21 protein-coding genes and 1 riboswitch are annotated in these 21036 nt (G+C 62.2%); of the genes, 8 read left to right on the top strand and 13 right to left on the bottom strand.

From position 1 onward, the window contains the following. Positions 1-16: 16 nt before the first annotated feature. Complete coding sequence (locus HX786_RS20260; RefSeq protein WP_003208087.1) at positions 17-418, top strand: RidA family protein; 402 nt, start codon at positions 17-19, stop codon at positions 416-418. On the opposite strand, the gene HX786_RS20255 is transcribed toward HX786_RS20260, so the two are convergent. From HX786_RS20255 to HX786_RS20245, 3 genes are all read right to left on the bottom strand, one after another. Then, complete coding sequence (locus tag HX786_RS20255) at positions 408-1304, bottom strand: LysR family transcriptional regulator (protein WP_256579771.1); 897 nt, start codon at positions 1302-1304, stop codon at positions 408-410. The two genes, HX786_RS20260 and HX786_RS20255, sit on opposite strands and share 11 nt — an antisense overlap. Positions 1305-1419: 115 nt before the next feature. Then, on the bottom strand, positions 1420-1725 hold the full coding sequence (locus HX786_RS20250; protein WP_003208085.1) for an XRE family transcriptional regulator: 306 nt from the start codon (positions 1723-1725) through the stop codon (positions 1420-1422). After that, complete coding sequence (locus tag HX786_RS20245) at positions 1718-2083, bottom strand: type II toxin-antitoxin system RelE/ParE family toxin (RefSeq protein ID WP_003208083.1); 366 nt, start codon at positions 2081-2083, stop codon at positions 1718-1720. Before HX786_RS20245 ends, HX786_RS20250 begins: the two co-directional genes overlap by 8 nt. Before the next feature lie 359 nt (positions 2084-2442). On the opposite strand from HX786_RS20245, the gene HX786_RS20240 reads away from it, so the two are divergent. Both HX786_RS20240 and HX786_RS20235 read left to right on the top strand, forming a co-directional pair. Then, the gene (locus HX786_RS20240; protein WP_178912518.1) at positions 2443-4251 is read left to right on the top strand and encodes a monovalent cation:proton antiporter-2 (CPA2) family protein; all 1809 of its coding nucleotides are present in this window, start codon (positions 2443-2445) and stop codon (positions 4249-4251) included. A gap of 72 nt (positions 4252-4323) precedes the next feature. Further along, positions 4324-4902 (top strand): hypothetical protein, encoded by a 579-nt coding sequence (locus tag HX786_RS20235; RefSeq protein ID WP_178912517.1) that lies wholly within the window; start codon positions 4324-4326, stop codon positions 4900-4902. 145 nt (positions 4903-5047) lie between these two features. On the opposite strand, the gene HX786_RS20230 is transcribed toward HX786_RS20235, so the two are convergent. The 3 genes from HX786_RS20230 to HX786_RS20220 are packed head-to-tail and all read right to left on the bottom strand — an operon-like array spanning position 5048 to position 7157. Then, positions 5048-5767, bottom strand: a complete 720-nt coding sequence (locus HX786_RS20230) for an alpha/beta hydrolase (RefSeq protein WP_003208077.1) — start codon at positions 5765-5767, stop codon at positions 5048-5050. Positions 5768-5779: 12 nt separating this feature from the next. Beyond that, positions 5780-6535 carry a precorrin-6A synthase (deacetylating) gene (cobF, locus tag HX786_RS20225; RefSeq protein WP_003208076.1) on the bottom strand — a complete coding sequence of 252 codons (756 nt, stop codon included), beginning with the start codon at positions 6533-6535 and terminating at the stop codon, positions 5780-5782. A 58-nt stretch (positions 6536-6593) separates the two neighbouring features. Next, entirely contained in the window at positions 6594-7157 is a 564-nt protein-coding gene (locus tag HX786_RS20220; RefSeq protein ID WP_003208075.1) for a histidine phosphatase family protein, read from the bottom strand. 27 nt (positions 7158-7184) lie between these two features. Then, a riboswitch (cobalamin riboswitch) is annotated at positions 7185-7324 on the top strand. 31 nt (positions 7325-7355) lie between these two features. Here HX786_RS20220 and HX786_RS20215 point away from each other — a divergent pair. Together HX786_RS20215 and HX786_RS20210 are read left to right on the top strand one after the other, a co-directional pair. Continuing rightward, positions 7356-7568 carry a CbtB domain-containing protein gene (locus HX786_RS20215; protein WP_003208073.1) on the top strand — a complete coding sequence of 71 codons (213 nt, stop codon included), beginning with the start codon at positions 7356-7358 and terminating at the stop codon, positions 7566-7568. A gap of 15 nt (positions 7569-7583) precedes the next feature. Beyond that, complete coding sequence (locus tag HX786_RS20210) at positions 7584-8312, top strand: CbtA family protein (RefSeq protein WP_087694165.1); 729 nt, start codon at positions 7584-7586, stop codon at positions 8310-8312. 40 nt (positions 8313-8352) lie between these two features. Here the strand turns inward: HX786_RS20210 and HX786_RS20205 are convergent, their stop codons facing one another. After that, positions 8353-8907 carry a DUF4865 family protein gene (locus HX786_RS20205; protein WP_177008281.1) on the bottom strand — a complete coding sequence of 185 codons (555 nt, stop codon included), beginning with the start codon at positions 8905-8907 and terminating at the stop codon, positions 8353-8355. A gap of 92 nt (positions 8908-8999) precedes the next feature. Here HX786_RS20205 and HX786_RS20200 point away from each other — a divergent pair, with 92 nt between their 5' ends. Next, positions 9000-9866, top strand: coding sequence for a LysR family transcriptional regulator (locus HX786_RS20200; protein WP_087694167.1), 867 nt, complete (start codon positions 9000-9002; stop codon positions 9864-9866). Here the strand turns inward: HX786_RS20200 and HX786_RS20195 are convergent. Next, positions 9844-11937 carry an EAL domain-containing protein gene (locus HX786_RS20195; protein WP_087694168.1) on the bottom strand — a complete coding sequence of 698 codons (2094 nt, stop codon included), beginning with the start codon at positions 11935-11937 and terminating at the stop codon, positions 9844-9846. The genes HX786_RS20200 and HX786_RS20195 overlap by 23 nt on opposite strands. A gap of 254 nt (positions 11938-12191) precedes the next feature. Between HX786_RS20195 and HX786_RS20190 the strand changes: the two genes are divergently transcribed. Together HX786_RS20190 and HX786_RS20185 are read left to right on the top strand one after the other, a co-directional pair. Beyond that, positions 12192-13487: a serine hydrolase domain-containing protein gene (locus tag HX786_RS20190; RefSeq protein ID WP_372847164.1), complete on the top strand. Its 1296-nt coding sequence runs from the start codon at positions 12192-12194 to the stop codon at positions 13485-13487. A gap of 27 nt (positions 13488-13514) precedes the next feature. Continuing rightward, positions 13515-13844 carry a DUF6388 family protein gene (locus tag HX786_RS20185; protein WP_087694170.1) on the top strand — a complete coding sequence of 110 codons (330 nt, stop codon included), beginning with the start codon at positions 13515-13517 and terminating at the stop codon, positions 13842-13844. On the opposite strand, the gene HX786_RS20180 is transcribed toward HX786_RS20185, so the two are convergent. Genes HX786_RS20180 through tssK form a run of 5 tightly spaced genes read right to left on the bottom strand, consistent with a single transcriptional unit; the run spans position 13841 to position 21036 of the window. Then, complete coding sequence (locus HX786_RS20180) at positions 13841-14719, bottom strand: serine/threonine-protein kinase (protein ID WP_178912515.1); 879 nt, start codon at positions 14717-14719, stop codon at positions 13841-13843. The two genes, HX786_RS20185 and HX786_RS20180, sit on opposite strands and share 4 nt — an antisense overlap. Next, positions 14707-15444 carry a PP2C family serine/threonine-protein phosphatase gene (locus HX786_RS20175; protein ID WP_087694172.1) on the bottom strand — a complete coding sequence of 246 codons (738 nt, stop codon included), beginning with the start codon at positions 15442-15444 and terminating at the stop codon, positions 14707-14709. Before HX786_RS20175 ends, HX786_RS20180 begins: the two co-directional genes overlap by 13 nt. Then, a complete protein-coding gene (gene tssM / locus HX786_RS20170; RefSeq protein ID WP_178912514.1) occupies positions 15441-18827 on the bottom strand; it encodes a type VI secretion system membrane subunit TssM in 3387 nt (1128 codons plus the stop codon). The genes HX786_RS20175 and tssM overlap by 4 nt, the downstream gene beginning before the upstream one ends. Before the next feature lie 15 nt (positions 18828-18842). Then, positions 18843-19703, bottom strand: a complete 861-nt coding sequence (gene icmH / locus HX786_RS20165; RefSeq protein WP_178912513.1) for a type IVB secretion system protein IcmH/DotU — start codon at positions 19701-19703, stop codon at positions 18843-18845. Between the two features lie 4 nt (positions 19704-19707). Beyond that, complete coding sequence (gene tssK, locus HX786_RS20160; protein WP_178912512.1) at positions 19708-21036, bottom strand: type VI secretion system baseplate subunit TssK; 1329 nt, start codon at positions 21034-21036, stop codon at positions 19708-19710.

The following is a 21036-nucleotide window of genomic DNA, read 5'->3' as shown; positions in this document are numbered from 1 at the left end:
GAAACCGAGGAACACCATGAGCAAGCCCGAGTTTTTCATCACACCCGGTTACGGCGACATTGCACGCGAGACCCTGCATTACACCCAGGCGGTCAAAATCGGCAACCGCGTCGAAACCTCGGGCCAGGGCGGCTGGGATGACGAGTTCCAGATTCCCGAATCCCTCACCGACGAGATCGCCCTGGCCTTTCAAAACCTCGAACGCACCCTGGCGGCAGCCGGCGCCGGCTGGGAGCATGTGGTACACGTCAATTCCTACCACGTGGGAGGTTTCCCGCCGGAGGTGAACGAGCAGATGGTCAAGTGGTACCGCCATTACATGCCCAATCACGCCCCCATCTGGACTGAGCTGGGAGTAGAAGCCCTGGGGCTGCCGGCAATGCGCATTGAAATCCGCGTGACAGCGATTATTGCCTGACGCCGAACCGCTCGATCACCCAGTCGATAAATACCTTCAGCCGGGCGTTCTGATGGCGATTGGGTGGATAGATGATGTGCAACGGCGTGGCGGGCCGGGTCCAGTCTTCGAGTACCGGGACTAACTGGCCTGCCTCTACGTAGTAGTCAACGATGGTCTTGAAATGCTGCCCGACGCCCAGGCCGGCGAGCAGCATTTCCTTGAGGCCGTTGCCTTCGTTGGTGGAAAACGCGCAGTTGCCTACCTCATACCGAGTCGCGCCCTTCTCGAAAATCAACGGCTCCGGCTTACCCGACCCGGCAAAGAAATACCCCGCCTTGAGGTGGTTCTTCTCGAGGTCCTCGGGAGACACGGGCGTACCCATGCGCTCCAGGTAGCCGGGGGCCGCACAAGTGACGTACTCGAGGTCGACAACCTTGCGGGCGATCATTGCCATGTCATCGAGCTTGCCAGCGCGCAGTACGCAATCCACACCCTCCCCCACGATATTCACGGCGCGGTCGCTGATGCCCAGGGCGATGGTGATCTCAGGGTACTCACGATGAAAATCCACCAGCGCCGGGATCAGCAGGCAATTGGCAAAGGACGCCGGCGCATCCACTTTCAGGTGGCCGCCGGGCTTGAGCTTCTGCCCGCGCAGGGCATTGTCCAGTTCATCGAGTTCCGCCACCAGGCACAGCGCGTGGCTGTAGTACTCCAACCCCTCCGGCGTCGCCGCCAGCGCACGGGTGGTGCGATGCATCAACTTGACGCCAAGGTGCTTCTCCAGGTCCGTGATGAGTTTACTGACGGTGGAACGCGGCAGTGCCAACTGGTCGGACGCGCGGCTGAAGGAGCCGGTTTCGACGACACGGACGAAGGCACGCATGGCGAGAAGTTGGTTCACGTTGATGTCCGATGGGCGAGAATGGCGAGTATTGTCCATTAAGCTGCACAATGACGACAGGCATTCAGCGAACAGAAAACCCGGCGCATGGCCGGGCTTTGACGGAGCGGATGACTCAGTGGGCAAAGTTCTCGATCTTTACCTGGCCATCAGGAAACGTAGCGACAATCTCCAGTTCTCCTCCCATGGCGCGGATATAGTTACGCAGCGTGCTGATATACATGTCGGTACGCCGCTCCATTTTGGACACTGCCGCCTGATTGATATTCAGCGCCTTGGCCAGCGTATCCTGGCTCATCTGTTGCGCCTTGCGCAGTTCATGCAGGGGCATTTCTTTCAGGTGTTGCTGGAAGATGCGCTCTGCATCGGCCCGGGCTTGCGGTGTCATGCGAGCCTGCAGCTCACTGAATTTTTTAGCCATGGTGACGGCCCTCTTTAAGCAGTGTTTCCAAATGTTCGTCATACAACTTCTCAGCCAGCGGGACGTATTCGTCATACCACCGGCCTCGACCGGTTTTATCCCCGCCAATCAGCAACAAGGCACACCGGCGCGGATCAAATGCATACAGGACGCGGTAAGGCCGCCCGGCATGTTGCACCCGCAACTCTCGCAGGCAGCCATGCCTGGAGCCCTTGATGTCACTGCTGTGGGGGAAGCCAAGGCCTGGCCCCAGAAGGCCCAGTAAATCCACACTGGCCGATACTGAGGATTGCTCCTTTGCATCCAGACCGCCCCACCAGATTCCAAACTCGTCCGTGTATTCAACGTCCCAACTCATGCAAATATGCCATCCATGGAATATAAACTCAAGGGCATAACTGTAGGAGTTCCTGGCGTGTACAGGCTTCCGTTTGTCCCGGAAAAGTGTTTGTAGATTATTCCCGCACAATGCTCAGCCCATAAAAAACCACCCTTTCGCGCGGCTGAAGACACGACCATAGCGCCGGCACCACGGATGATCCCGACCGCCACGTGCATAAAACTCATTGAAATAAATGGTATTAATAGTTTGGAGAGTGCCGCGAAAGAACCGGACGACATCCAATGAACCCGGAGGCGAAGGCCTTGGGACCTGCAAAGCAAGCTCGCTCCTACAGTAAAACCTGTTGATTCAGCAAAACGATCCCGGAGTCCCCAATGCCCCATGAAGGCAACCTGTTACAAGCGGCCGTTGTATTCCTGCTCGCTGCCGTCCTGACCGTGCCCCTGGCCAAGCGCCTGCAACTGGGTGCCGTACTGGGTTACTTGCTGGCCGGAGTGATCATCGGCCCATCGGTGCTGGGCCTGGTGGGCAACCCGCAAAGCGTCAGCCAGTTTTCCGAACTTGGGGTGGTATTGCTGCTGTTCATCATTGGCCTGGAGTTGTCACCGAAGCGTCTGTGGGTGATGCGCAAGGCAGTGTTCGGTGTAGGCCTGGCGCAGGTGTTGCTGACGGGCACCGTGATCGGCGTGGTCGCGCTGTTCGTGTTTGGCCAATCATGGAACAGCGCGATTGTGCTGGGCCTTGGCCTGGCGCTCTCCTCCACCGCGTTTGGCCTGCAAAGCCTCGCCGAGCGCAAGGAACTCAACCAGCCCCACGGGCGACTGGCCTTTGCGATTCTGTTGTTCCAGGACATCGCCGCCATCCCGTTGATCGCCATGGTGCCGCTGCTCGCGGGCAGCGATCATCCCGCCACCACCTCCCAGGGCCTGCGACACGGCCTGGAAGTACTGGGCAGCATCGCCGTGGTGATCATCGGCGGGCGCTATCTGTTGCGGCCGGTGTTTCGCATCGTCGCCAAGACCGGCCTGCGGGAGGTCTCCACCGCCACCGCGTTGCTGGTGGTGATCGGCACCGCATGGCTGATGGAGCTGGTGGGCGTGTCCATGGCCCTCGGCGCCTTCCTCGCCGGGTTGCTGCTGGCAGACTCCGAATACCGGCATGAGCTGGAATCGCAGATCGAACCGTTCAAGGGCCTGCTGCTGGGTCTGTTTTTTATCAGCGTGGGCATGGGCGCCAATATCAGCCTGCTGTTCAGCGCGCCGGTGATCGTGCTGGGGCTGACCCTGCTGCTGATCGCCATCAAGTTGCCGCTGCTGTTTTGCGTGGGTCGCCTGGCAGGCGGCCTGAACCCTGAAAGCGCGCTGCGCCTGGGCGTGGTGCTGGCAGCCGGTGGTGAGTTCGCATTCGTGGTGTTCAAGATCGGCCGCGACCAAGGCCTGTTCGAGCCGCACCTCTACGACATCCTGGTGTTGACCATCACCCTGTCCATGGCCGTGACGCCATTGCTGCTGTTGCTCTGCCCGAAGCTGTTCAAGCCCAAGGCCAAGCCGGTGGAAGTGCCCGAGGAATACCGTGCCATCGAAGGCGATGCGCCACGGGTGGTGATCGCCGGGATGGGCCGCATGGGGCAGATCGTGGCGCGGATCCTGCGGGCACAGGACATCTCGTTCATTGCCCTCGACACCTCGGTGGAAACCATCGAACTGACCCGCAGTTTCGGCGGCATGCCGGTGTTCTACGGCGACCCGCAGCGCCCGGAAATCCTTCACGCAGCGAAAGTCGACCAGGCCGAGTTTTTCGTGATCGCCATGGACGACCCCGAGATCAACATCAAGACCGCCGCGCTGGTGCGCAGCCTCTACCCGCACATGAAGATCATCGCCCGCGCCCGTAACCGCCAGCATGTGCACCGCCTGGTGGACCTCGACGCGTCACCGGTGCGCGAGACGTTTTACTCCAGCCTGGAAATGAGCCGCCGCACCCTGGTGGGCCTTGGCTTGACCCAGGCCCAGGCCGACGCGCGCATCAGCCGCTTCAAAAACCATGACCTGCAATTGCTGGCGGCCCAACACGCCGTGTATGACGACGCGGCCAAGGTGATGCAGTCTGCCCAGGAAGCCCGGACGGAACTGGCACGGCTGTTTGAGATGGACCGGATCGAGGAAGAGTCCGACAAGGTGTAGGGATGGAGATGAACGATCTTGCGAATTTTCTGACAGAATACGGCGCAATTTCGTTCATCCCTGGAGAGCTTCATGGCCACCCTCAGCAAGACCGCAGCCCTCTTGGCCCTCGCGCTGGCCGCCGGGTTCGGCGCCAGCCAAGTCCTCGCCGCCAGCAAGCCAGCGGCGCAGAAGACCGCCACCCAGACCATCTCCACCCTGGATGGCAAGTTCAGCTTCAACCTGCCCAAGTCCTACCTGGCCGACCCACTGCCGGCCGGTGATGCCGAGCACGGCACCGCAGGCGCCAGCGGCACGATGTACAGTGACCAGGCCAGCAAAAGCGTGATCTTCGTCGTCGAAAAACCGAGTGTCGCCGGCCTGATCAAGGACAACGACCCGCAGTTCCTCGACGGTGCCGTGGCGGATTTCGTCAAGGAACAAAGCGCCGCCCTGCCGGACTTCAAGAAAGGCGCCGAGAAGAAACTCACCGTGAAAGGCCTGGCCCTGCGCCAGGTCGACAGCACCGCGACCATGGGCGGTGGCAAGACACTGAGTTCCACCTTCCTGACGGGCTCCGGCAGCCACCAATTGGTGGTGCAGGCCATTTCCCGGGCGGATGATGAAGCCGGTCATGCACTGTTGGTGAAGCAGATTGTCGGCGGTAAATAACCGGTTTTATCTGGCAGTGAAAATCCAATGTGGGAGCGGGCTTGCTCGCGAATGCGGTGGGTCAGTTAATACATGTGCTGACTGCAACACCGTCTTCGCGAGCAAGCCCGCTCCCACATTTTTGATCGCGTTCACATCGCAGGATTCAACGCAGGCTCTTTTCCAGCCACTGCTTCAAGTCCAGCAACTCCGCCTCACCGACGGTATGAATCATCCCCGGGTAGCCGTGGAATTCCGGCGTGAGGCCAATCCCCTGCAATACCTCGTTGGCCCGCGTTGCCGAGTAGTACGGCAGCGCCTGGTCCAGCGTCCCGTGACCGATGAAAATCGCCAGCTTGCCCAGTGGCGCATCCGGCTTGAGTTCGGCCTTGAGTACCGGCAGCAGGCTGCCGCTCAACGCCGCAATCCCGCGCAGGGTTTCGGGATGTCTTAACCCGACTTCATACGACATGATCGCACCCTGGCTGAACCCCACCAGAAACACCCGCTCAGGTTGGGTGTGGTACTTGGTGGTGGCCTGGGCGACGAAGGCTTCGATCAGCTTGGCGCTGCTCTGCAGGTCGGCGGTCTCGCCATCAAAATCGCCATCGCCCGGCTTCTTGCGAAACCAGCGATAACCACCGCCCTCCACCGGCATCGGTGCCCGTGCAGACAGGTAGGTCCAGGTCGACGGCAAGCGGTCCTTGAGCCCGAACAGGTCGGCCTCGTCACTGCCATAACCGTGCAGGAAGATCACCAGCGGCTCGTTGCGCGCATCGCTTTGGGTCTGTTCCAGGTAAGGCAGCGGCAGGTCGGTGTGCAATACGTCTTCGGCCTGTGCGGCGCCGGTAAATAGCGCCACCGTCAGGGCAATCAGTTTGAGCATGAGCATCAACCTCTAGGGTTTGCGCAACAAATAGGTATCCATGATCCAGCCATTGGCCTGGCGCGCCGCCTTGCGCACACGTTCAATCTCTTCGGCAACCTCGGCCACTTTGCCGCTGATCAGGATTTCATCCGGTGTGCCCAGGTAGGCGCCCCAGTAGATATCCAGGTCCTGATCGGCCACGGTGCGGTAGGAATCTTCGGCATCGAGCATGACAACCAGGGTGTCGGCATCACTCGCCTGCCCCGCCGCCAACCGGCGCCCGGTGGTGATTTCGATGGAGCGACCGATGCGGTTCAGCGGCACTTTATGCTGCGCCGCCAAGGCCTGGACGCTGGTGATCCCGGGGATCACTTCAAACTCGAATTCGCAGCTGCCGCTGGCGAGGATCGCCTGCAGGATACGAATGGTGCTGTCGTACAGTGCCGGGTCGCCCCAGGCCAGGAATGCGCCCACTTCGCCGTCGGCCATTTCTTCATTGATCATCCGTTCGAAGGTCTGCTGCTTGTCGCGGTTCAGGTCCTTCACGGCGGTGGTGTAGTCGATATCGCCACGCACCCGCTCGGGGCAATCGGCCTCGACAAAGCGGTAGGCGTGATCGGTGATGTAGGTCTCGCAGATTTCCCGGCGCAGGTCGATCAGCTTGTCCTTGCTCTGGCCCTTGTCCATCAGGAAAAACACGTCGGTGCGGTTGAGCGCCTTGACCGCCTGCATCGTGATGTAGTCAGGGTTGCCGGCGCCAATGCCGATGATCAGGATGCGTTTCATGGGAAAGTCTTCATGGGGGGTCTCGGTGCGGGGAACGAATTTTGCCATGTTCGGGACGTCAGGCGTGAGTTTCCAGGCGCAGGCGCCAACGCCCATTGAAGCGCAACTCGGTGGATGACAGCGGTTCCACGTCGATCAGGTTGAACATGGCGGGTGGGCATTGCATGACATGCAGCAGCGCTGCGCGGATCACAAATGGATGCGTCACCGCCACGACATGCCCCGGGGATTGCTCGAGGGACTGCAACCACTGCCCTATCCGCTCACACAGTTGCACTACCGACTCGCCGCCGTGGGGCGCAGAGGTGCTGTCGGTCAACCAGGCCTGAAGCGCTTCGGGTTCGGCCTGCTGAACCTCCTCGATCGCCAACCCTTGCCAGCGGCCAAAATCACAATCGCGCAGGGCTGTTTCAACCAAAGCATCGTCGGCAAACAGCGCCGCCGTCTGCCGGGTCCGCGCCTCCGGGCCGCACAGCACCCGGGGTGCACGCTTGAAGCGTTGCCCCTGGGAAAGCGCCGCCTGCTGCCAGTCCATCTCCACCGACTCATCCAGCGCAAAGCGTGCCTGTTTCTGGGCACGGGTGCTGGCGTGGGCAACAAGGGTCAAACGGGTGGCCTGCATGACAAATCGCTCTGGTTTTAAGGTGCAGTCAGCGTAGACTTGCGAAGTTGTTTCAACATGTTTCAACTATTCTGCAACAGGAAGCCGGTTCAATGCCGGCGCGGTCGCGCCACTGTATTCGGCCTTTTAGCCGTAAGCCAGACCCTGTTTCAGCCAACTCGCTATCCATTTCGGGACGCGTCATCCCTGGAGGTTCTCATGGCTTATACCGCTGCAACTGGCTCCGACGTTTCAATACCGTCCATTCCCCTGGGCGAAATCCTGCCCTGGGCGATCTTCGGCGGCCTGCTGCTATTGCTCGCGATTTACTTCGTCGGCGCCGAGCAAGGCGCGACGGCCGTGTTCAAAGGCATGTACGTGCATGAGTTTGTGCATGACGGTCGCCACCTGCTGGGTTTCCCCTGCCATTGATTGGAGCGTGACGACATGACAGGGCATTTACTCGTTCGCGGGATGCTGGTGGGCCTGCTCGCCGGCATCCTGGCCTTCGGCTTCGCCAAGACTTTTGGTGAGCCGCAGATCGACAAGGCCATCGCCTTCGAAGATCAGATGGCACAGATGCACGGCGACGCGCCGGAAGAAGAACTGGTGAGCCGCGAAGTACAAAGTACCTTCGGCCTGTTCACCGGCGTGGTGGTGTACAGCGTCTCCCTGGGTGGCATTTTCGCCCTGGTGTTCGCCTACTCCCTGGGCCGCATCGGCAAGGTCGGCCCCCGTGGCTTGGCAGCGCTGCTGGCATTGGCGGCGTTTGTGACGATCATCGTGGTGCCGGGGCTGAAGTATCCGGCCAACCCACCATCGGTGGGCGACCCCGCCACCATCGCGCAACGCACCAAGCTGTTCTTCCTGATGCTGCTGGTGTCGGTGGCGGCTGCGGTGATTGCGATCAACGCGGCGCGCAAGCTGATTGCCAGCCGTGGCCTTTGGACAGGCGCGATCCTCGGTGTGGCGCTGTACATCGTGATCGTGTCGGTGGCCGGCAGCTTGTTCCCGACCATCAACGAAGTGCCGGAACAGTTCTCGGCAGTGTTGCTGTGGAAATTCCGCGTGGCCTCCCTGGGGATTCAACTGGTGCTGTGGACCACCCTGGGCCTGGTGTTCGGCGCCGTGGCCGAGCGCAAGCTGAGCCAGCCTCAGGCGCGTCTCAATTCCTGACGGTACAGGTAGCCGCCGACGAATCGGCGGCTACCTGCATTCACACCCCGGGCCGCGCCAGGTAAAACACCTCGTAGCCATTGCCCGGATGGTTCACATCCAGCGCCTTGCCCGACAAGGTAATTCGCACCAGCTTCCACGCCTGCACATCCAGCGCCAGAAACACCGCGAAGTTATCGCTGCTGTCCGCGAGCTGCTGGTTGCGGGCCTTTTCTGCGGCGAGGATTTGCCCGCGGTCCGCCCCCGGCGCCAGCGCCCACTCCTCCCGATACAGGCTCAAGGCGTCTTGCGCCGGACCTCGCTGCACGTCCAGCGGTAACCAGGACTCAATGTGCGGCTGGCCAAAACTGTCGAGGACCTTCTGGAAGCGCTCGCCGAGCAAGAAATCCGCAGCCTGCAAAGGATCCGACCACAGATAAACCGACGAATACAGGTTACCCACCCCCGGCCCCTGCCCTCGCTCCTGGGCGATAAACGCCTTGAACAGCAAACCCTCTGCATGATCCCACAACGGCCCCAGGCGAGCGGCCCGCTCACGGATGACACCCATGTCGTAATCGGCTGGCAAGCGGTGTGAATACTGTTTGGCAAACATCATGGCGCTCCTGTTCAGATGAGTGCCCAGCTTGCGCAGTGCCCATGATTTCAGCAAGATATCACCGGATATAGGTGTGATAAGGAACTGAAATGACCGACGCGCTCAAGCCGCTGGATATCGACACCGTGCACGCCTTTGTCCTGGTCGCCGATTTCGCCAGCTTCACCCGCGCGGCCCAGGCACTGGACACCTCGCAGGCAGCCATCAGCCTCAAGCTCAAGCGCCTGGAAGAACGCCTCGGTTATCGCCTGCTGGTGCGCACACCGCGGCATGTGCGGCTGTCGCCCCAAGGCGAGCAGTTCATCGTCGCCGCCCGCGCATTGCTCAATGCCCACGAACGGGCGTTGGGTGACATGGGCAATGGCGCCCCGCGACGGTTGGTGATCGGCATCAGCGACCACGTGGCCGGGCCGGACCTGCCACTGTGGCTCAGCCGCCTGGCCGCCTATGACCCGCTGGTGATCCTGGAGGTGCGGATCGCTTCGTCCCGCGACCTGGTGGCGGCGTTCGACCGCAACGAACTGGACGCGGTGATCGTGCGCAACGAAGGCGATCGCCAGGACGGTGAGGTATTGGTGGTGGAGCGCTTTGGCTGGTTCGCCGCGCCTACCTGGCAGCACACGCCCGGCACGCCCCTGCGCATGGCAACCATGGCCTCGCCCTGCGGCGTGCGACACCTGGCGGTGCGCGCGCTGGATGAGGCGCGGATTGACTGGACCGAGGTGTTTGTCGGCGGCGGCGTAATGGCGGTGGGTGCGGCAGTCAGCGCCGGCCTGGGTGTGGCGGCGCTGGCCCGGCGAGTGGCTCCGGCGGGCGCCGTGGACGTCAGCGAACAGTACGGATTACCGGCGTTGCCCGTCAGTGAAATCGTGCTGCACAGCCGCATCAGCGACGGCCGCTCCCGCGAGACATTGCGGGCGTTGAGCGCAACCTTCAGAGGGGTTCTGGAGCGTTAGATTGCATCTGGGTATACCGCCCGCGCACGAACCGCTCCAGTTCATCGCCCGGCAGCGCCTTGCTGAAATACCAGCCCTGGATGATCAGCTCCGAGCCCGACTGCAAAAACGCCAGTTGCTCGGCGGTTTCCACGCCCTCCACCACCACCCCGAGGTTCAACGCCTCACAGAACCGCAGCATCCCGGTCAACACCTGGGCGCCCTTTGGATCATGCTGGGCGACCACGAAACTGCGATCGATCTTGATGAAATCCACGGGGAACTGGTGCAGGTAACTCAGCGCTGAAAATCCGGTGCCGAAGTCGTCGATATACACCTTGGCACCAATCGCCTGGAGCTTCTCGATCATCTGCCGCGTGCCCTGGATATCGCCCACCAGCGCATCCTCGGTGATCTCCACCGAAACCTGCCCGTGGGCCTGGGCCAGTATCTCCACCAGCCGATCACCATACGCCGGGGTAGTCAGCGTGGCGCTGGAGATATTGATCGTCATCGGCAACGTAAACCCGACCTTCTGCCACTTCTGGTACTGGCGCACAGCCTGGGATGCCACCCACACATCCACGTCGGGCATCAACCTGGCATGGGCCAGCCATTGCAGGAACTCCCAGGGTGAATGCACCGTACCTTCGGCGTCCCGGGCCCGCATCAACGCTTCGCAACCGGTGCATAGCCCGGTCCGGGTGGAAATCTGCGGCTGGAATTCGAGGTAGAACTCGTAGTCGCTGATCTGCTGGATATGGCTCAACTCGCTGACCTGGCGCGCCTGGGCCTTGTGGGACGCCATCACCGGGTCCAGCTCCAGCAAGCGGCCTTTTTCTTCCAGGCCGCGAAAGGTCATGTCCAGCGACTTCAAATACACCGTACCGCCCTCCGTGGCCTGGCGGTTGATCGCGCGCACATAGGGCGCATAGATCAGCGTGCCAACCCCCAGCAACACCACCTGCAGCAACACTGCCGCGAGATCGCCGTGGGTGCTCAGGTAGGCGTTGAGCAACACCGGCGCGGTAAATGGCACGCTCACCACCGCAGGCGACACCCAGCCAATCTGCACCACCATCAACGCCAGTATCACGTTGAACGCCGGGACCACCAGAAAGGGAATGAACAGCCGCGGGTTAAGAATGATCGGCAAGCCAAACAACAGCACTTCACTGACATTGAACAATGACAACGGCAGGCTCGCCATCGCCACCAATCGCATGGACCGGCTTTTGGAAAACAGCAGGATCGCCAGCAGCAGGCACAGGGCACCACCCGAACCGCCGATAAACGCGAAACTGCCCAGCAAGCCGCCATTCAGTAGATATTTGACCGGCTCGCCCGCGGCCACCGCCGCATTATTGAGCCCGACCGCCTGGTCCAGCACATCAAAAAACGGCTGCATGGCGTAGACCCCATGGATCCCGAAAAACCACAGCAGCGAATTCATCAGGGTCACAAACAGGCCGCTGCCATAGGGCGTCTCCAGTGCATCGAGCACCTGCGGCCCCTGAAGCTGTGCCACCTGCGGAATCTGCAACAGCAACGACAGCACGAGCACCAGCCCGAGCGCCGTGATCGCCCCCGGCACCACCATATTGAGGGTGCCCTTGAGGTTGTGCCCCACCAGGTCTTCGTTGATCAACCGCGTCCAGCGACGCCGATGCAGCCAGGCGATGGCGGGCACATTGATCAGCGGTGAGGCGATGGCGATGAACAACACGAAGGTCGCCGAGGCTCGGGGAAAATCCCGCAGCACAAACGTGGCGATCACTACATGGGCCAGGCACAGGAACGCTACCGGAAGTTGCGGCAGGCGGTGCTGGATCGCGAGCATGTAACCGATGGAGGCTGCCACCAGCAGCGGGATCACCGAGCTGATCTGGTTGTGCAACCCCGCCAGGAAGGCCACCACCTGAGGGTCGAAACCCAGCACTCGGGCGCATTCGGACAGGATCAGGAAACCGGCCGATACCAGCAGGCACGGCAGGATCCACAACAGCCCCTCGCGTATGGCCCGCAACGACTCGGTACTGGCGAGGGCCGCCAGCCGCTGGGTGAAGAAAAGCTTGAACAGCGTTTGCGCCATCACCTGTCCCTCGGTCCCTGATGCCAGGGTCGCAAAATAACACCTGGCTGTCGCCTTATCACGGGGTAACGCTACACGCCCTGACACCGCAAGCGAAAGGCTTTTGCCGCCCCTGGCGCATTTATTCAGAATCACCGCAGGGGCTTGCTGCTTGTCGATTGGCTCGGGTTGGCCCATCCTTTGGCGCACTGGTTGTCGTAAAAAACGACGCACCCCTCGAACGGACTCGACTGATGCTGCGATTCACTCCCCTCATGGCCTGTGCGCTGCTTGGGCTGACCAGCCCGTTGGCCGGCGCCGCCACCCCGACCTTCGCCGATGCCCAGGCCAGCGACCCGGCCAGGCTGCAATGGATGGTCGGCGCACCGCCGCCGGCCGACCGCACCGTACGCTTTGAAGACGGCAGCTATTTCCGCTTCCCGGCGATGCGCTGGAGTGTCGCCAACTTTCGCCAATTGATGCCCACGGTGAACGTCTCCCGCGGGCTCGGCGCACCGCTGGCATTGCCACGCAAACTCGACCCGGCACTCGATGCAATCCCCGTGCAGCCAGTGGGTGCAGCCCAGCCGCTGACCTGGCGCCAGGCCCTGGACGCCACCTACACCGATGGCATCGTGGTGATGCATCGCGGCACGGTGGTTTATGAGCGTTATTTCGGGGTGCTCAAGGAGGATGGGCAACACGCGGCCATGTCGGTCACCAAATCGGTGATCGGTACCCTGGGCGCGATGCTGGTGGCCGATGGCACCCTGGACCCACAGAAAAAGATCGTCGACTATGTACCCGAACTCGGCCGCTCGGCCTTTGGCAGCGCCACCTTGCGCCAGGTGCTGGACATGACCACCGCCCTGGACTACAGCGAAGATTATGCCGACCCCAACGCCGAAGTCTGGGCCCACGCCCAGGCCGGCAACCCGCTGCCCAAACCCAAGGACTACACCGGGCCGCGCAGCTACTACGAGTTCCTGCAAACGGTTAAGCAGCGTGGCGAACACGGGCGTGCCTTCGGCTACAAGACCGTCAATACCGACGTACTCGGCTGGGTGATTGCCCGCGCGACCGGACGCAATGTCGCGCAACTGCTCAGCGAACGCATCTGGAGTCGGCTTGGCGCCGAACAGGACGCCTACTTCACCGTCGACTCCATCGGCACACCCTTCGCCGGTGGCGGCCTGAACACCGGGCTGCGGGACCTGGCCCGGTTTGCCGAGATGCTGCGCAACGGCGGGCGCTTCAATGGCCAGCAGATCGTGCCCGAAAGCGTGGTGACGGATATTCGCCAGGGCGGCGACAAGCAGGCGTTCGCCCAGGCCGGCTACGCTCAATTGAAGGGCTGGAGCTATCGCAACATGTGGTGGGTAACCCACAATCCCGACGGGGCGTTCATGGCGCGTGGGGTGCATGGCCAGAGCATCTACATCGACCCCAAGGCCGAAATGGTGATTGTTCGCTATGCCTCCCACCCGGTGGCCGGCAACGCCGCCAATGATGGGGTGACCTTGCCCGCCTATGCAGCCATGGCGGCTTTTTTAATGTCCAAGCCACACTGACCGTCTCTCTTACCGTGGAGTAAACCTTTGTCCCAACCCGGCGAAAACCACCAGCTAGCCCTGGACCGATTCTTGAGTGAACACCCGGCCCTGGCCGCGGAACTGAATACATTGAACCCCCTGGCGGCCCAGGCCAAAGGGGAAACCATGGAGCAGTACCGCGCCGAGCGCCTGCATGAAGCCTTCGAGGCAGAAGCCGAGCAACAGGGCTTGTTCGCCTGGGAACTGACGCTGAAATTGACGGCGCATTCCCCGGCGGAGTTCGAGGCGCAACGCCTTGAGGTGCACAAGGAGGTGGCGCAAATGGCAGGCCTGAGTTGGTTCGAGTATTGCCAGCTGCACGACTTGCCCGTCTAGAACCAGCGGCCCAGGCCCTTCCTGCGATCAGCGAGCACCGCGCGTAATTCATCAAGAGTAACGGCCCTGCGTTCAGGGTCAGCCGTCAACGCCATACGCAATACAGGCCAGCAATGGCGAGGCAGTTGCCTGGGCCGGGTCGGCCTGTCACTGGCGTGGCGCCGGCCTTGTGCCAATTCGTACAACACACAGGCCACTGCATACAGGTCGGCGCTGGCCGACAGTGCTCCGCCAGCCAGCAACTCCGGCGCGGCGTACGCGGGCGTCCAGGCATTGAAGCGGCTGCGACTCAAGCCTGGAGAACCCGCCGGGGCCTGTCCGCAAGCCTCGCCCAGACCGAAATCGAACAAGCGCAAGCCGCCGTCTCCCACCATGACATTGGCGGGTTTCACATCCCCGTGCAACACACCCTGCTGATGGCTATGGCGCAACGCGTCGAGCAATTGCAAGGCGATGCCTTGCAGCGCTTGCCAGGGTAAACCGCCGGGGCACTCCAGCAGCAACCGGTCCAGGGTCATGCCCTGGAGCAGTTCCATGGTAAAGAATGCGATCTGGCCGGGAGCATCCACTTCAAATGAATACACACGCACCACCTGCTCATGCCGCAGGCTGCGGGTCAGGGCAAACTCGTTGTACAGCAACACGTGGGCATCCGCAGATTCGCGAATGGCTTCCCCCAACACCTTGATCGCGACACTGGAACAGGGCTCGCCAAACTGTTCGTGCAGCAGGTCCCGCGCACGATAGACCACGCCCATGCCGCCTGCGCCCAACACGCGCTCGATCAGGTACCGCCCGGCCAGCAACTCGGGGGCTCCGTCGCGCGGTGGGTTTATCGGGGCCTTGGCAAAGGCAAAGTGGGTCAGGTCGCGCATGACTGCACCACCACAGCGGTCAGGTTGTCGCCGGCCGTGCCGCGCAAGACACCTGCAAACAGCTGGTCCAGGACACGTTGCGGATTTCCCTGGCTCAAGGCCTGGCCCAACTCAGAGTGGCTAAGCGCCTGGTACAGGCCGTCGCTGCACAACAGAAACACATCCCCTGCCAAGGTACCGAGTTCCAGGACCTGCGGGCTCAGTGGTGCCCGCGAGCCGATGGCCCGGGTCAAGGCCCGTGCGTCTGGATGGGCCCTGGCCTGTTCCGGGCTCACCTGCTGGTCAATCAATTGCTCACACAGCGAATGGTCTCGCGACAGCTGGTACAGCGTCTGCCCGCGCCACAGATAGCAACGACTGTCACCGGCCCAGACACACGCAGCGCGATCGCCCTGAAGCAACAACGCCACGACCGTGCTTCCCATGATGGCCTCGGCGCCATGGGAGGCCAGCGTCAATTCATCGCCCAGCCGCCGGTTGAGCCATTGCAGGCAACGACGGGTCGCCTCGACGCGTTCATCCAGGCTGCCCTGGCCGGGCAATGACGCCAGGCCATCGACCACCAGCTGGCTGGCGATATCCCCCGCCTGATGCCCGCCCATCCCGTCCGCCACGGCCCAGCAGCCCGTCCCGGGGCAATCGAGAAAGGCATCCTCGTTGCGTAAACGGACCTTTCCACGGTCTGTGCGACCGGCGCTGTGCCAGCGGTCGCGAGGTTGGCTCACAACTGCTCCGGCAGGCGAAAAGTTCGCCACTGCGCCATCTGAAATGGATTGGGGGTGCGTCGGCTGGTCAGCAGGTAGTTGGCGCGCAGGCCTGCCAGGTCAGCCTTGAGGATCAGCTCATCCTGCCCGCTGGAGGGTTCGTTCTGCATCAAGTCGAACAAGCGAAACAGGGACCAGGCCCCGGTATTTTTTTCGAGCCCCAACGCCCGCTCGCTGCCACGCTCCAGTACCAGGCTGCTGCGACCATTCTCAGCCTCGGCTGGCCATTGCATCGCCATGGGGACAATCGGCCCGTGCCGGTACTCCATCTGCTGGCCACCCAAACGCAAGACCGCGCGACTCACCGACGGGTCCAGGCTATAGGGTGCGAGCGTGAAACGAACCTGCAAGTCCCCCGGCTCATCCGCAAAAAAACCGCGCCTGATCACCTGCACCTTCGCCTGCTGGTCGAGCAACGCCCGAGACATCGGCAAGCTGCGCCCATCCAGGCTACGCAGCCTGTAGCGCCCGGAATCACCGCTGACAAAAGGCTTCAGATAGCTGTCAAAGAATCGCGCCATGATCCCCTCAGGCTTGAAAAACTCCTGGAAGTCGTTGAGGGAAACGTCGCTGCTGGCGTGGGCATTGAACGGGAAACGCAGCTTGATCGCCCTGCTGTAGAAACCATATACCTCGCTCTGATAACGCTGGTTCACATGCCGATAGGCCTGGTCGAGCATGAGGCGCCAATGCTCGTCGGCCAGGCTTTCGAACCAGCCCGCCAGCGGCAGCGGCAAACGAGCGGCCACGTTGCGCAGGTTACTCAGCGCATCCTGTTGCCCCTGGATCCGCCGCTTGACCATCTCGAACGCGACCGGCTCCGGCGCGCCTTCGCGATTCAAGCTCGCCAACTGCAGGTGCAAGTCGTTGAGCGCCTGTAACACGCCGGTCAACTCGGCCCCCGGGTTCTCATGGTTGTCCAGCAACTGGTGCAAGGGCTCGAAGCGGCGCTGCATGGCTCGCCGTGCGCTGTCGGGCAAGGCATTGACCAGCCCGGCGGCGGTCGGCAACCGCTCTGCCGCTGGCCCAGGCAGCTTGGCAGCCAGCTCGTCGAGGCGCTCACTCGCCGACGGCAGGCGCGTGTGGTCACGAACCTGCTGCAACAACTGCAACAACGGCGACTGGGCCGACGTCAAGCTGGCGAGCTGCTCGGCGCCTTGCCTGGAGTTTTCAGTTTCACGCAGGCCAACCTGCCCAAGTGCCTCGCTCCAGGCATCGGCATACTCGCTGAAGTAGCGTTGTTCAAGCTCCACCATCAACCGTTGCAAATCCATGGCGCTCAGGTCGGCGCCCTCTCCCAGCACCCAGTTGTCCTGGACGATGGTGTTCACCAGCCGCGCGCCCTGCGCTTCAAAATGCCGCTGGTACGTGCGGGTATAAAACCCCGGAATGGAACGCTCGCCCCCCTCAAACACCCGCCCGTGTGCAAGGCGCAACGGTTCAAGGCCGCGAGCTTGTTCGCGCAGCACCCGGTACACCACGTCAACCAGCGATTCGCCGCGCAACACGTGGCGCGCGCGAGCCACCAGCTCATCATCGAGCGGCTGCACGAACGGCTGCTCAAGCAAGCGCGCGAAATGTTCATTCAACCGGTTTTGCACGGAGGGCTCACCGGCAAACCGTACAGACCAATGCCCCGCCACCCGCTCACGCAGCCAGCCGACATCCCGCCGCTCCCGCAGGTTGAGCATCAGGTATGCCCGGAGGTTATCCAGCAGCCGCTCACGATCTTCCAGGCTGCCGCGAACCTGCTCCTGCAGCACCTCGCTGACCTGGGACAGCAACAGCCGCCCCAAGGCACGCTCGTAGGCCTGCTCCAGCACCGGACGGCTGATACTGCCCTGATACAACCCCATCCGCTCAACCAGCCTGGCTTCGCCCGGCAAGGGGAAAATCCGCGTGGCCGCCAGGCGGCTGTCCAGCAGCGGCAGGAGTGCCTGGGTAGCGTCTGACCCAGGCTGCACGGGTGCGGGCTGTCGTGCCAGCGCCTGCAGTTGCTCCAGACGTTGATGATTGGAGGAGTAACTGTGGGTCCACAGCAAGCCCGCCGCCACGACGACCACTAGCGCGCCCAGGGCCAGCCCCCCCTGGTGCCGGCGGATTCGACGGCGCTCCTGGCTATCGAGGTCCGCCAGGTCGGCTTGCGCCAGAATCACCCGGCTGAACAAGCCCTGGATAAAGTACGCACGTGGTTCAAGTGCCTGTGGGCCACCGCCGGCGCTGGTCAAGTAGAAACCACGAAAGCCGTTGGTGTGCTGATAACGCGGGCCGCAAAAAGCAACGTCGATATAGAGGCTCAGGCGCTCGCCAATCCGGGCCGCCTGATGGGGGAAGTCGAGCATCCGTCCGCGCAGATCACTGTTGCGTTCCTGGTGCAGGCGCTGCACAAGCTCACCGCTCAAGCGCTGCAGCAGTGCTTCAAACGCCTGTCGTACCTGGGCAATGCCAATACCCGCTTTGCCTGGGACGATAGATTCGCCCAACACCGCATCACTGCCTTCGCCCAACGGCCGCTCGAAGAACTCCGCAAACCCCGGCAGGTGGTCGGCCTGGGTCACCACCAGGTAGACCGGCACCTCCACATGCAACGTCTGGCGGATCTCCAGCAACCGACTCTGGACTGCCCGCGCCTCATTCTCCAGCTGACGCTCGCTGCCATGGAGCAATGTGTCCGTGGACAGCGCCACCACCACACCGTTGAGCGGGCGTGTCCGGCGCCGCACCTTGAGCAGCTCCAGCAGCGTCGACCAACCCGCGCCATCCACCTGGCTGTCAGGCTGGGTAAGGTAGCGGCCGGCGACGTCGAGCAACACGCCGTCCTCGACGAAATGCCAGTCACAGTCCCGCGTGGCACCGCCCTGCGTCGCTACCGACGCGCTCTGATCCTGGAGCAACTGCAAGCCACTGGCGGCCAACATCCGGGACTTGCCACTGCCTTCCTTGCCGATCAGCAAATACCAGGGCAATGCATTACGCCAACGCGGGCTGCGTTCACCATAAATCCGGGAGTGTTTCAGGGTGTACAAAGCGTCCTTGAAGCGACCGCGCAGGTGCCGCTGCTCGTTTTCAATCTGGCCTTTGCGCGGGCGTGGCTCGCCGTCATCGACGGTTGATTGCCGGGCCATACTGCGCCAATTGGCATACACCATCGCCAGGCCCCACAACAAAAACAGCCCGCTGATTGTCAGCAAGCGCGATGCCGCCGCTTGCCAGAATCGATAGTCGTCGACAGCCAGCAGTGGCCCGAAGAACCACACGGCCATTGCGACCGCGAGCACCAGCAGCAGGCTCCAGACCCAAACCCTGCCCAGCACGGCGCCCGCGCTCCTGAAGAATGCGTTCATGCGTTGCTCCCTGCGTTAGAGCGGCGCCCGGAACATATCCGGCGCCACGAGTTGATACGGTTGCAACACCGCTTCACGCTGCTGGCCCAGCACCCAGGCAAATCCTGCATACAGGCTCAACAGGCTGGCGGCGACAAACACTGCAATCCAGGTGAGCGACAGGACCCTAAGCCGTTTCCGGCGCGGCTGTTCCGGCCTGGGCGACGGCGCGCACGCCGCAGGCGTATCACCCCGCACATGCCGGATCTGCCGATACAGCGCGTCCCGAACCTGTTCAAGCTGCAACAACCCACGCTCCATGACCCGGTACTTGCCCTCAAACCCGAGGGACAGGCACAGGTACATCAACTCCAGCATCGCCAGGTGCTTGAAGGGGTCCCTCGACATGCGCTCAAGCAACTGGAAAAACTTCTCGCCGCCGAAGGTTTCGTTGTGAAAACTGCTCAGCAGGCTCATCTTCGACCAATCGCTCTGGCTGCCCCATGAGGTGGTGACCACTGCCTCGTCGATCACGCTGCACAGCACATACCGCGCCGCCATGACCTCGCTGGCCTGGGCCCCGTCATGCCGGGCCCGCGTCTCGAACAGCGTGACTGCCGCCGAGAGTCGTTCATTCAGGGCGCGCAGGCTTTCCTCGGCGGTACTGCGCTTGAGGCGGACCACCTCGGACAACAGCTCCCAGGCAGGCGCCACCAAACTGTTCAGGCCAATGTCGAAATGCTCCGCGCCCTGCAAGCGGGCCGCGTAGATCATCCGGTCTTCCAGTTGTTCGAAACGCGGCGGCGATGCGAAGTCGGTCATCGGTCCCTGCGCCGGTCCGCGTCCCTGTCGATCAAGCAGGACGGTTTTCTCGTCCTGCGGGTATTCCCTGTCCATGGTCTCAGTTCCTGATAGCCCAGAATTTCAGTTCCAGTTCGGCAAATTCACCGCTGACGTGGAAGGCAAATCCTCCCGACTGCTTCAACTGCTCAATGTCCCGGGCACCGAGTTCAAGGATGAAATAGGTGTTGGCGGCATGAAACGGTATCTGCCGGGGAGCCACCGGCAGCGGCTTGACCTTGATGCCCGCCAACTGCAGGTTGACCAACTCGCGAATCCGCTCCACGGGGCCGACCTTGAGGTGCGCCGGAAGCCGGTGTCGAAGCTCCTCGGCGTCACAATGGGCGCTGGCGGCCAGAATGAAGGTCGCCGAACCCAGCAGGTTGAGATCGCTCACCGGGCACACCAGCACCCCGTACTGGCGAGGCTGCAGCGCCAGCTCAATGGCATGCTGCTCAAGCACCATCGACAGCAGGCTGCGAATCGGCTCCATCAATCCACGAAAGCTGGCGCCCTGGTCGCTGTGCCGGTAATGCCCCTCGAAGTGCGCACGCTTGCTGTCGCTGGCAAACGTCGCGAGTTCACCCAGGATCGACAGCAATGTTCGATACAGCGTTTCAGGGCTGACCTGGCTCAGGCCCAGGTAGTGACGCAAGACCAGTTCGGTGCGATTGATCAATTGCAACATCAGGAAGTCGCCAACCTCCGCGCCGGCGGCGGTACCGTTGGCGCGAATCCGCTCGGCGATGGCATCCCCCCGGTAAGCGAGCAGGCTGATCACTTCCTTGAGGCAAGACAGCAGGTAGCCGGAGCCATGCAGGTGAATGAAGCTCGGGATAAAATCGGGGTCCAGGCTGACGCCCTCCTCGGTGCAACTGAGCACCTGGGCAACCTTGAGCTTCACGTAATGCGGGTCGCTGTGTTGCTCCCCCAGCAACAGGCGAAAATCCAGCTGCCCGCAATTGACCTGACGACGAGCTTCTTCCCCGGCGTTGGAGTCGCTGACGTCTACCGCAAGAGTCTTGTAGCGCGCCAACACATCAATCTGCTCGGGTCGACGGGCTTCAACACAGTTACCTGTGGCCAGCGGCAAGGCCAGGTAGATCGACTGCTTCCCGGTATTTACCGGAACGTCCAGCACCAGCGACTCCATCGCGCCGCCCAGTTCGAACAGGCTGCCATCCGGCAATATGCCGCTGGCCTGGCTGATAACGACCTTGCCCATATTGAGGTATTGCACATCGATTTCCAGGGCCAGGAAGCCCCAGGCGTGACGGCACAACAGTTGGGTGCGGCGCGTGAGTTGCTGATCGTGGTACCGATCGTTTTGCTGGAAATGCTGAGGGCGCAACAACATGCCTTCCTGCCAGATGACTTTTTGGCTGTACAT

Source organism: Pseudomonas sp. 21615526 (assembly GCF_013386245.1).
Classification (GTDB): domain Bacteria; phylum Pseudomonadota; class Gammaproteobacteria; order Pseudomonadales; family Pseudomonadaceae; genus Aquipseudomonas.
The sequence above is the reverse complement of the archived record's forward strand: the minus strand, read 5'-3'. Positions and strand labels throughout refer to the sequence as shown.